The following is a 12513-nucleotide window of genomic DNA, read 5'->3' as shown; positions in this document are numbered from 1 at the left end:
AAACTGCTTACTTATTTTTAGCCTCTATCCATTTACTCATAAACTTAGTTGCTTGTAATGTTTGATGTTGCAACATGCTTCCTAAAAAATTCTGAGATCTGTGTTGTTCTAAATTATTTTGAATTTCTTTTATTTTATTGATAAAAGGGTCTTCTAATTTTTCTTTATCATAAATATGATTGATGATTTCTACTCCAGTTAATTGTGCATTTTCCCAAAGAGATTTGCTTTTGTACAATTGAGTTGCAATTAATGCAAAATCCGAGAAATCATCTTCTATAAAACCTGGCCAAGGAAAATTACCACACATACCTTCTGCTCCAATTGTTGTGGTTACACTTGGTGTTCCACAAAGCATGGCTTCTGTCAATTTGCCTTTTATACCTGCTCCAAAACGCAAAGGTGCTAATACTAATCTTGCATTTTCAACAACTTCTCTTGAATTTTCTGCAAAACCTTTAATTAGAAATCCGTCTTTTTTATTGTGCAATTGCTCAATTTGTTGATTTACATATGCTCCATAAACATGAAGTTCTGCTTTAGGCAAATATTCTCTTATCTCTCCCCAAACTTCATTTTTTAAAGTGAGTACAGCATCAACATTTGGTTTATGAAAAAAGTTTCCAATAAAAACAAAATGTTTTCTTTCTTCAAATGATTTCCATTTTTTTGTTTGATGTTCATCAACTTTATCTAACAAAAAAGGGAGATAATACAGAATATTTTCATCTATCTTAAAAACAGATTTTAGCAAATCCATTTCATAAATTGATATAATTAAAGACAAATCGCATCGTAAAATAGAAGCAATTTCTCTTTTAGTTTCATCGGCTTTTAACAAAGCTTCATTTGTGAACTCCTCTCCTTTTTTTAATTGTTGATGTCTAACTTTTCGTAAAAAATGTAAATCTTCTGTATCTAAAATTCGTAGAGCATTTGGGCAATTTTCTGCAACTCGCCAACCAAATTGTTCTTCTATCATAAATCGATCGAAAACAACAATATTTGGGTTTAATTTTTGAATAAAATCATCAAACGAAGACGAATTCAGCTCAATAGCCACTGTTGTAATTCCTAAAGATTCTAGGTCAAAAGCGTTTTTACTTTTTTGAGCAGTAGCAGCAAAAGTAATTGTAAAATTATGTTTTAAAAAAAGCGCAATCAATTGCAACATTCTACTACCAGCAGCAGAAGAATTGGGCTCTACCCAAACTGCACCAATAATTAAAATAGATTGTTTTTTCAATTATTTTGCAGTCATTTGTTGCTTATAATCAGCTTGTACTTTTTTACCCCAAGTCACAATCGCATCAATTTGATCTTGAGTTAAATTCGCTTCTTTATGCGTCCAAGTATAAGACTCTAAAGGCATTTCTCCTTTTTCAACTTCCTCATACAATTCATCCATTTTATGCTCTTTTCTTTTTAATGAATATTCGCTCCATTTAGAAAAATCTAAATGTTTTTTTCCATCTCTAATATGCTCATCTAACCAATAATTTACAGGAGTTATTGCATTGTACCAAGGATAGTTTGTTTTGGCTGAATGGCAATCAAAACAACTTGTTTTCATAATAGCAACTACATCTTCAGGTGGATTTGTTTCAGCAATAAATGCATTTACAGTATCTAAATTCCCATCATTTTTCTCAGGGCCAAAAAACTGTGCTATAATCAATATTAAAAGTAAAACTATCCCTATTTTTTTTAAAACTTTCATCAGATTTGCTTTATAAATTATCAAAAAGTAAATCTACATAATTTGAATAGTATTCTCTAAAAATATATGTATTTTTGTGATTAAATTTCCATTTAATTACATTATGAAATACGATATTATTGTTATTGGTTCTGGTCCTGGAGGATATATTGCTGCAGTTAGAGCCTCACAATTGGGTAAAAAAGTAGCGATTATAGAAAAATACAGTACGCTTGGAGGAACCTGTTTAAACGTAGGTTGTATTCCTTCTAAAGCATTGTTAGATTCTTCACATCATTTTTACGATGCTGTACATCATTTCGAAGAACACGGAATTTCTGTAGAAAAACCTACTTTTGATTTTTCTAAAATGATTGATAGAAAAGCCAAAGTTGTAGAAACAACAACTGGTGGTATCAAGTATTTAATGGATAAAAATAACATTGATGTTTACGAAGGTTTAGGTTCTTTTGAAGATGCTACTCACGTAAAAATTACAAAAAATGATGATTCTTCAGAAGTAATTGAAGGTACAAACATTATTATTGCAACTGGTTCAAAACCTGCTACTTTACCTTTTATTAATATTGATAAAGAACGTATTATCACATCTACAGAAGCTTTAAAACTAAAAGAAGTTCCTAAGCATTTATTGGTAATTGGTGGTGGTGTTATTGGTTTAGAGTTGGGTTCTGTTTACAAGCGTTTGGGGGCAGAAGTAACTGTAATTGAATACGCACCAAAAATTACACCTGGTATGGATGCTGATGTTTCTAAAGAATTACAGAAAGTATTCAAGAAACAGGGTATGAAGTTTAATGTAAATCATGGAGTGACTGCTGTTGAAAGAAATGGAAATGAAATTACTATAAAAGCCAACAACAAAAAAGGTGAAGAAGTAACCTTTACTGGAGATTATTGTTTGGTTTCTGTAGGAAGAAAACCTTATACAGCTGGTTTAGGTTTAGAAAAAGCAGGTGTAAAAGTAAATGAAAGAGGCCAAATTGATGTGAATGATCATTTGCAAACGAATATTTCTAATATTTATGCCATTGGTGATGTTGTAAAGGGTGCAATGTTAGCACACAAAGCTGAGGAAGAGGGTGTTGTTGTTGCAGAATATTTAGCTGGCGAAAAACCACATATCGATTATAATTTAATTCCTGGTATTGTGTATACTTGGCCAGAAGCTGCTGCAGTAGGTAAAACAGAGCAAGAATTAAAAGATGCTAAAGTAGATTATAAATCTGGTAAATTTTCGATGCGTGCTTTAGGACGATCTAGAGCAAGTGGAGATATTGATGGTTTTGTAAAAGTTTTGGCAGATAAAAATACTGATGAAATTTTAGGAGTGCACATGGTGGGTGCAAGAGTTGCAGATTTAATTATGGAAGCTGCAGTTGCTATGGAATACAGAGCATCTGCAGAAGATTTAGCAAGAATTTGTCATGGTCACCCAACGTATTCAGAGGCAGTAAAAGAAGCTGCAAAAGCGGCTTGGGATGGTAAACCTTTAAATGCTTAAAATTATAAAATAGTATACTAGACCTCACAGGTTTTAAAAACTTGTGAGGTCTTTTTAATTTAAGAAATGCAGAGAACCATAAAATCTTTTTCCATTAAAAATGTTCAGCAATTTAAAGAACATTCATTGTTATGGGCTCAACAATTTGAAACTGCAATCTGGTTAGATTCTAATAACTACAAACAACAATATGGTAGTTTTGATGCTGCTTTAGCAGTTGAAGAATTTACCGCAATTAAAACCGATTTTACAAACGCTTTTGATAAACTAAAAGAATATCAATCTATAACTAAAGATTATATTTTTGGCTATATTTCTTATGATGTTAAAAATGATGTGGAGCATTTAACATCTAATAATTTTGATGGATTAGATTTTGCAGATTTGTATTTTTTTCAGCCTCAAAAACTGTTTTTTATCAAAGGTAATACTGTAGAATTTCAGTATTTACAAATGGTTGATGATGAAATGGATAGTGATTTTGATGATATATCTAAAATGTCATTTCGAGCGCAGTCAAGAAATCTAAAATCTGAAAACGATATAAAAATAAAACTTAGAATTCATAAAGAGGAGTACCATAAAAAAATAAACACCCTTTTAAATCACATCCAAAAAGGAGATATTTATGAAGCTAATTTCTGTCAAGAGTTTTATGCAGAAAACGCTACAATCAATCCCATAGAGGTTTACCATCATTTGAATAAAATTTCTCAACCTCCTTTTGCAACTTTTTTAAAAGTAGAGCATCAATATTTATTATCAGCTTCACCTGAAAGATACATTAGAAAAGAAGGAACTAAAATTATTTCTCAACCTATAAAAGGCACTGCAAAACGATTGGTTAGTTTAATTGATGATGCTAAAATTGCATCAGATTTATTTAGAGACGTAAAAGAACGTGCAGAAAATGTAATGATTGTAGATTTGGTAAGAAACGATTTGTCAAAATCTGCCCAAAAAGGGAGTGTAAAAGTAGAAGAGTTATGTAAGGTATATTCTTTTAAACAAGTGCACCAAATGATATCTACAGTTGTTGCTGAAATAGAACCAAAAACACATTCTATTGATGTTTTAAAAAACACGTTTCCTATGGGTAGTATGACTGGTGCACCTAAAGTTTCTGCAATGAAAATTATTGAAAACTTAGAAGAGACCAAACGTGGCTTGTATTCTGGAGCTGTGGGCTATTTTAGTCCTGATAACAATTTTGACTTTAATGTTGTAATTCGAAGTATTTTGTATAATGAAGAAAAAAAATACATTTCTTATTCTGTGGGTAGTGCAATTACAGCAAAATCGATTGCCGAAAAAGAATATGAAGAATGTTTATTGAAAGCTAAAGCAATGAAATATGTGCTTTTACATTCTGAATAATTTTACAATTCCTTAATTTTTAGGTAACCAGATTTTGTTTGTTCTAAAATATCTTTCAATAAAAAAGATGAATACTAAATTATCAGAAAAGGAATATAAAAAACTCGTTATCGACATTGCCAAAAATATAAGTCCTGTACTTGTGCAAAGAGAAAATGATGTAGTTTTTAATGCCGAAAATATTGCCTTACAAGCCAAACAAATTGCAACTGCAGTAAATGAGGTTTTAGCAAATCAAAACACTTAATATTTGTTGTATAAATTGAATTCTTTTTTGTGAAATGCTATTGTATATTAGCCTATTAAGATACGCTTTTATATTTATATCTTTACAAGATGATTACAAACAAAGAAGAAAAATTTCAAAATATTTTTGATAGTTTACAGGATAAAAAAACAGAACAAACCATGTTTAGGAGTTTTTTAAATAAATATCCTGATGACTGGAAGCAGCTTAAAATTTCATTTTCTAAATTTAACAGAAGTAAACAATTTGGTAAAACAATTCCGCTACCAAAACCAGAACAATCTTTGAAAAAAGAAATTAGAGTTTGGTTAAAAAACCAACTTAAATGATGCATAAAGAATTTCATTTTAATATATTCAATACTGAGTTTTATGGACAGTATTGGAAAGCTAAAACAACAAAAGCAGTTGTAGTTTTGGTTCACGGAATGGGCGAACATTCTTCAAGATACAAACATGTTGCTAAAAAACTTACAGAAAATAATTTTTCTGTAGTTGCATTTGATCATTTTGGTCATGGAAAAACTGTAGGTAAAAGAGGCCATAACCCTAGTTTTGAAGCCGTTTTAAAAAGTATTTCAAAAACCATTGAAAAAGCAGAGGAATTGTTTTCTAAAAAACCAATTTTCTTATATGGCCATTCTATGGGTGGTAATGCCGTGATTAATTATGTACTCAGAAAACAACATCATTTAAAAGGAGTGATTGCCACAAGTCCGTTTTTAAAATTAGCTTTTCAGCCACCAAAAATAAAACTAGCTGTTGGTAAAATATTACAAAAAATTGCACCCTCTGTAACGTTAGGAAATGAACTAGATGCTATGCATATTTCTAGAGATTCATTTGAAGTAGAAAAATATATAGACGATAAATTTGTTCATCATAAAATTAGCCCAAATTTTTCGTTAACTTTTATAGAAACAGGTCAGTGGGCTATTGAAAAGGCACAACAATTAAAAATACCAATGATGCTTTTTCACGGAACTGATGATAAAATTATTGCTTACCAAGGAAGTCAAGAATTTGTAAATAATTCAGATAAAGCAACTTTAAAATTATATGAAGGTGGTTATCACGAATTGCATAATGATTTGTGTAAAAAAGAAATGCTACAAGATGTTGTAAACTGGCTAAATTCTCAACTTTAATTTGTGTATTTTTGAGGTGTAGATGCTTCAAGAATTCAAAACACATATCAATACTAATTTTCCTTTTTTAAAGGATAAAAAAATAGTAATTGCCATTTCTGGCGGATTAGATTCTGTGGTTTTGTATCACCTTTTGCATCAATTACAATTTAATATTTTTTTAGCACATTGCAATTTTAAGCTCCGAGAACAAGAAAGTGATTTGGATGAAGAATTTGTGGTAAAACTATCTCAAAAATCGTCTAATCAGATTTTTAGGATAGAATTTGACACCGATAATTATGCTAAAAAACATAAATGCTCTACACAAATTGCAGCAAGAGAACTGCGTTACAATTGGTTTCAAGAATTGTTATCAAAATACAATTTCGATTATATTGCTACTGCACATCATGCAGATGATAATTTAGAAACATTCCTCATCAATTTAACAAGAGGTACAGGTTTAGAAGGCTTAACAGGAATTCCAGAAACGAATGGCAATATTATTCGTCCACTTTTACCTTTTTCGCGAGAAGAAATTTTGTTATATGCCAAGAAAAACAACATTGAATGGAGAGAAGATGCCAGTAATGCTGCTACAAAATACACCCGCAATAAAATTCGTCATTTGGTAATTCCTGTTTTAAAAGAAATTAATCCGAGTTTGTTAGCTTCTTTTTCAAATTCCTTAAATTATTTAGAAGAATCAAAGCAAATTATTGAAGATCGAATTGAAGAAGTTTCAAAACTAATAATAACACCTTTCAGTTGCGCTCAAGGAAACGCTTGTTTAAAAATAAACATACATAAAATCCAACAACTTTCAAATCCGAAAGCCTATTTGTATCAATTTTTAAAAGCATACCATTTTACAGAATGGGATGATGTGTATCATTTATTATCAGCACAATCTGGTAAACAGGTATTTTCGAAAACACATCGTTTGTTAAAAGATAGAGATGTTTTAATTTTATCTAAGAAAAGTAATGGTATTTTTAGCGGAGTCGAAAAATTGTTTTTCATCGAGCAAAATCAAACAGAAATAACCCATCCTATTCGTTTAACTTTTAAAAAAGTTGCTGAAAAATCAAAAGCAAACAAACAAACCATTTACGTTGATAAAGATTTGTTAAAATATCCTTTAATCGTTAGGAAACGAAAAAATGGAGACTATCTTTATCCTGCAGGAATGCAAGGAAAAAAGAAACTAAGTAAATATTTTAAAGACGAAAAATTATCACTTTTAGAAAAAGAAAATACTTGGTTACTTTGCAATGCCGATTATAAAATTATTTGGGTTATTAATTATAGACAAGACAGGCGTTTTCTACCCCAAAAAACCACTGAAAATTACTTAAAAATTACACAATTATAATGAAGAAATTCATCACTTTATTTTTCTTTTTGTCCGTTTTTTTAGCAAACGCACAAACCGCAGAAAACCCTATAAGCATTAATGCATCTGTAAAAAAAATATCAGAAACAGAGTATGATATTATTTTTAATGCAAAACTATATAAAGGTTGGTATTTGTACTCGCAATACAATCCTGAAGACGCATCTTTACCCTTGGAAATCACGATTCCTGATGGAGAAACTGGTTACAAGTTAGTAGGCAAAGCCGATGAAAAAGATACGTTTAAAAAATATTCTGAAGTATGGGAAGTAGAAGAAATAGTTTTTAAAGATAAAGCGATTATTACCCAAAGAATTCAACTCACAAATAAGGATATTACAACCATAAAATTGAATTTTTTTGGTCAAGTATGTGAAACTGCATGTATTAATATTGATGAACCTTTTACCCTTTCTTTGACAGATAATCCGATTGAAATTTCGAATACTGTAAATGAAAAAAGCAAGCAGTTGACTAAGCAATTGCAACTAGATTTAAAAAATACATCACTATTAAAAGGAACATCAAATTCAGGATCAGAAGTTTCAAGTGGTTTATTTAGTGTTTTCTTTTTAGGTTTTGTTGGTGGTTTATTGGCTTTATTAACACCTTGTGTTTTTCCTATGATTCCGTTAACGGTTTCATTTTTTACAAAACAATCCAAAAACAAAAAGAAAGGCATTTTTAATGCCATTTTATATGGGTTTTTTATTGTGTTGATTTATATTTTACTGAGTTTACCTTTTCATTTTTTAGATAATTTAGATCCAGAAATTTTAAATACGATTTCTACAAACGTTTGGTTGAATCTGTTCTTTTTTGTGGTTTTAGTATTTTTTGCATTTTCCTTTTTCGGATTTTACGAAATAACATTACCAAGCTCTTGGGGTAATAAAATGGATTCTGCTTCGTCTGTTGGTGGTATTGTTGGCATCTTTTTTATGGCATTAACTTTGGCTATAGTTTCCTTTTCTTGTACAGGACCAATTTTAGGTTCTTTGTTAGCAGGTTCTTTAACTTCAGATGGTGGTGCAACACAATTAACTGCTGGTATGACTGGTTTTGGTTTGGCATTAGCTTTGCCTTTTGCGTTGTTTGCCTTGTTTCCAAATTGGTTAAATTCTTTACCAAAATCTGGTGGCTGGTTAAATACTACAAAAGTGGTTTTAGGTTTTTTAGAATTGGCTTTAGCTTTTAAGTTTTTATCGAACGCAGATTTAGTAGCACATTGGGATTTGCTAAAACGCGAAGTTTTTATAGGAATTTGGATTGTTATTTTTATAGGGTTGGCTTTGTATTTATTTGCTAAAATTAAATTTCCACACGATTCACCCATCAAAAAACTATCTTTTTCTCGAATTTCATTTGGGGCTCTAGTGGTTTCTTTTGTGATTTATATTGCTCCTGGAGTTTTGAAAAATCCGACATGGAATTTGAGTTTATTAAGCGGTTTTCCACCCCCACAATTCTACAGTGTTTACGAGCAAGAAAGTAATTGTCCTTTAGGTTTAGATTGCTATAAAGATTTTGATGAGGGTTTGGCAAAAGCAAAACTGGTAAACAAACCAATTTTATTAGATTTTACAGGTTGGGCTTGTGTAAATTGTAGAAAAATGGAAGAAAATGTATGGAGCGAAGCCGATATTTATGAAACTTTACAAAAAGATTATATCTTAATTTCCTTGTATGTAGATGATAACGAAAAAGACTTGCCAGAAGCACAACAATTCGATTTTTTAAAGGCAAATGGTAAGATTAAAAAAATTAAAACGGTAGGTGATAAATGGTCTACTTTTCAAATTATCAATTTTAAAAATGCCTCACAACCTTATTACGTATTATTGAGTCCAGATTTAGAAGTTTTAAATAACGCACAACAATATACAGATAGAGACACCTATTACAATTGGTTACAGGCAGGTTTACAAAGATTTAATAAATAATTTGGAGTAATTTTTGATGTACATTTAAAAATATATTATCATGAAAGTAAGATACTTATTAATTACCATCACTTTATTTTTAGGCTTATGCACTCAGGCACAAAATACAACTAAAACACAATTAAAAACAGCAGTTAGTATTTATACATTTTCAAGTTTATCTAAAAACACAAATTCAATTTCTAACCTAAACAAAAAACTAAACCTAAAAAATATACAATTTGGTTATGTAGGTCACATTAATTCAGATTTTAATCGATTTCCTTTATTTTTCCAAGATTTAAGTCAAACTCCTTCTGATTTTATATACGATTACAAAAGGTTTCAAGACCGAAACATACCCATTGCTTTTTTAGTTGAAAACAATCCAACGTTTTGGAATTTGCAATGCCCAAATCCACTTTCGGTGCAACCTACTGAATAAAAAACAACAAATTCAACAAGTTTTATCAGAAATTAAACATTTGTAGAAAATTGAGTTTAATTTCTGTGGTTTTCGTAATTTTTAGAATAATTATTCCTAAAAACACAGCTTCTTTAATTCTTGATTTTTGTAGTTTTACCATACAAATACAAATAATATGTCTGCATTACCACAATTAACAAGATTTAATGACAATGTGTTGTCTAAATATCAAATTTATAACAGCATATTTATAACACTACCTTTTGATACGATAAACAATACTGGGGTTTTATTACCTCTTTTTCATAAAATTTGCGAAAAAGGTTTTAAAAACGGAAAAAACCCAACACAAATAGTAGAAAAGTTTTTTAAAAAGTATGTAGATTCTTCAAAAGAAGATGCAAAAAAAGATCTTTTATTCCACTTTATACAATATATAGAACGTCAAGTTGTATTATTTGACGCTATAGAAGATGCTGCTTTTCCTATTGTAAACAATATGGAAGGTTTTGGTACACTTCGTAACTCGCAAGAAACTGCAATTTTAAGAAATAAAAAAGAAGAACTTAAAAAACACTTAGAAGATTTTAAGGTTCGTATTGTATTAACAGCACATCCTACCCAATTTTATCCAGGCACAGTTCTGAGTATTATTACAGATTTAGATAAGGCAATACAAAATGATGATTTATTACTTATTAAAAAATTATTAGCCCAATTAGGAAAGACGCCTTTTTATAAAAAGAAAAAACCAACACCTTTTGATGAGGCTGTTAGCTTAATTTGGTATTTAGAGCATGTTTTTTATAAATCTGTTCCTAAAATATACAACTATATTCAGCATCATATTTATGATGGTCAGCCAGTAGAAAATGAAATTATAGATCTTGGTTTTTGGCCAGGTGGAGATAGAGATGGTAATCCTTTTGTAACTACACAAATTACTTTAGATGTAGCAGAAAGATTACGTCAATCTATTTTAAGAAGCTATTACAGAGATGTAAGACGTTTAAAAAGACGTTTTACTTTTGATGGTGTTCAAGAAATTCTAGTAGGTGTTGAAAAACGTTTATATAAGCATGTAGTAAGAAGTTATGCAAAAGTAAACTTTTCACAAAAAATACTTTTAAAAGAGTTAGAAACAGCTAGAGATATTATACAAAATAATCACGATGGATTGTTTATTGATGAGTTGAACGACTTTATCAATAAGGTAAGAATTTTTGGTTTCCATTTTGCAACATTAGACCTTAGACAAGATAGTAGAGTACATCATAAAGCATTTATACAAATTGTAGACGATTTATTGGCCTCTGGTGATACTACGTTTCCAGATAATTACCATAGCATGTCTGAAGAAGAACAGATAGAAATTTTATCGGTAATTAAAGGAAACATAGATCCTGAAATTTTAACAGATGAGATGTCTGAAAAAACCATTCAATCTATCTATGCATTAAAAACCATTCAACAAAGAAATGGAGAACGTGGTGCAAATCGATACATTATTAGTAACAATCAAACAGCATTAAATGTAATGCAAACCTTTGCAATGCTAAATTTATGTGGCTTTGAAAACGAATTACCTGTAGATGTTATTCCGCTTTTTGAAACGGTTGATGATTTAGAAAATTCAGAAAGTGTAATGCGTACTTTATATTCTAATAAATCATACAGATACCATTTATCTAAAAGAAAAAATAAACAAACCATTATGTTAGGTTTTTCTGACGGAACAAAAGATGGTGGTTATTTAATGGCAAATTGGGGTATTTTTAAAGCAAAAGAAGCTTTAACTAGAGTTTCTAGAGAGTTTGATATTGAAGTGATTTTCTTTGACGGACGTGGAGGACCACCTGCAAGAGGAGGAGGAAAAACGCATCAATTTTACTCTTCTTTAGGACCAACAATTGAAGATAAAGAAATACAATTAACCATTCAAGGACAAACCATTAGTTCTAATTTCGGTACAGAAGATTCATCTCAATACAACTTAGAACAACTATTGAGTTCTGGTATTAAAAATGAAGTTTTTACGAAAGATCAAATTAATGATACCCACAGAACGTTGATTGAAGATTTGGCTACAACAAGCTACCAAGCTTATGTAGATTTTAAAAATCACCCTTGTTTTTTACCGTATTTAGAAAAAATGAGCACCTTAAAATACTATGCTAAAACCAATATTGGTAGTAGACCTAGTAAACGTTCAAACTCTGATACTTTAGATTTTTCTCAATTAAGAGCGATACCTTTTGTAGGTAGTTGGAGTCAATTAAAGCAAAACGTGCCAGGATTTTTTGGTGTAGGAACTGCCTTAAAAAAATACGAAGATGCAGGTAGGTTTGATGAAATTGTTGATTTTTATAACGCTTCAGACTTCTTTAAAACTTTATTAGAAAATAGTATGATGAGTTTAACAAAATCTTTCTTTGGGTTAACGGCTTATATGGCTGATGATGATGTTTATGGAGAGTTTTGGAAACTTATTCATCAAGAATATAAAACAACCAAACGTTTATTATTAAAACTTGCAGGACACACAGAATTGATGGAAAATCAACCTGTAGGAAAAGCGTCTATAGAAATTAGAGAAAAGATTGTTTTACCACTTTTAACAATTCAGCAATATGCTTTAAAGAAAGTGCAAGATTTACAAAAATCAGGAGCTGATGCTAGTGAAATTGAAATATATGAAAAAATGGTAATGCGTTCTTTATTTGGTAATATTAACGCAAGCAGGAATTCTGCCTAAACACTAAAATATTTTTTCAAAAAATAAAAAAGAGCA

At 30.2% G+C, this 12513-nt stretch carries 11 protein-coding genes; 9 read left to right on the top strand and 2 right to left on the bottom strand.

Annotated features, from left to right (window positions below; all coding sequences use genetic code 11):
• Window positions 1–7: 7 nt before the first annotated feature.
• The gene (locus SJY27_RS09555; RefSeq protein ID WP_397444600.1) at window positions 8–1246 is read right to left on the bottom strand and encodes a glycosyltransferase; all 1239 of its coding nucleotides are present in this window, start codon (window positions 1244–1246) and stop codon (window positions 8–10) included.
• Window positions 1247–1720, bottom strand: a complete 474-nt coding sequence (locus tag SJY27_RS09550) for a heme-binding domain-containing protein (protein ID WP_397444599.1) — start codon at window positions 1718–1720, stop codon at window positions 1247–1249. It lies immediately after the preceding gene.
• A gap of 103 nt (window positions 1721–1823) precedes the next feature.
• Between SJY27_RS09550 and lpdA the strand changes: the two genes are divergently transcribed.
• The 9 genes from lpdA (at window position 1824) to SJY27_RS09505 (ending at window position 12477) form a co-directional block, all read left to right on the top strand.
• Window positions 1824–3224, top strand: a complete 1401-nt coding sequence (lpdA, locus tag SJY27_RS09545; RefSeq protein WP_397444598.1) for a dihydrolipoyl dehydrogenase — start codon at window positions 1824–1826, stop codon at window positions 3222–3224.
• A 66-nt stretch (window positions 3225–3290) separates the two neighbouring features.
• A complete protein-coding gene (locus SJY27_RS09540; RefSeq protein WP_397444597.1) occupies window positions 3291–4601 on the top strand; it encodes an anthranilate synthase component I family protein in 1311 nt (436 codons plus the stop codon).
• A gap of 67 nt (window positions 4602–4668) precedes the next feature.
• Window positions 4669–4848, top strand: a complete 180-nt coding sequence (locus SJY27_RS09535) for a hypothetical protein (protein WP_397444596.1) — start codon at window positions 4669–4671, stop codon at window positions 4846–4848.
• Between the two features lie 89 nt (window positions 4849–4937).
• Window positions 4938–5177: a hypothetical protein gene (locus tag SJY27_RS09530; RefSeq protein ID WP_397444595.1), complete on the top strand. Its 240-nt coding sequence runs from the start codon at window positions 4938–4940 to the stop codon at window positions 5175–5177.
• Window positions 5174–5995, top strand: coding sequence for a lysophospholipase (locus tag SJY27_RS09525; RefSeq protein ID WP_397444594.1), 822 nt, complete (start codon window positions 5174–5176; stop codon window positions 5993–5995). Before SJY27_RS09530 ends, SJY27_RS09525 begins: the two co-directional genes overlap by 4 nt.
• A gap of 22 nt (window positions 5996–6017) precedes the next feature.
• Window positions 6018–7352, top strand: coding sequence for a tRNA lysidine(34) synthetase TilS (gene tilS / locus SJY27_RS09520; RefSeq protein WP_397444593.1), 1335 nt, complete (start codon window positions 6018–6020; stop codon window positions 7350–7352).
• A complete protein-coding gene (locus tag SJY27_RS09515; protein WP_397444592.1) occupies window positions 7352–9316 on the top strand; it encodes a protein-disulfide reductase DsbD family protein in 1965 nt (654 codons plus the stop codon). The genes tilS and SJY27_RS09515 overlap by 1 nt, the downstream gene beginning before the upstream one ends.
• 40 nt (window positions 9317–9356) lie before the next feature.
• Complete coding sequence (locus tag SJY27_RS09510) at window positions 9357–9740, top strand: hypothetical protein (RefSeq protein WP_397444591.1); 384 nt, start codon at window positions 9357–9359, stop codon at window positions 9738–9740.
• A gap of 157 nt (window positions 9741–9897) precedes the next feature.
• Window positions 9898–12477, top strand: coding sequence for a phosphoenolpyruvate carboxylase (locus tag SJY27_RS09505; protein WP_397444590.1), 2580 nt, complete (start codon window positions 9898–9900; stop codon window positions 12475–12477).
• Window positions 12478–12513: the final 36 nt, after the last annotated feature.

It is taken from the genome of Polaribacter sp. R77954 (assembly GCF_044595335.1).
Taxonomy (GTDB): Bacteria; Bacteroidota; Bacteroidia; order Flavobacteriales; family Flavobacteriaceae; genus Polaribacter.
Note: the sequence above shows the minus strand (reverse complement) of the source record. Positions and strands in the feature narration are given on the sequence as shown.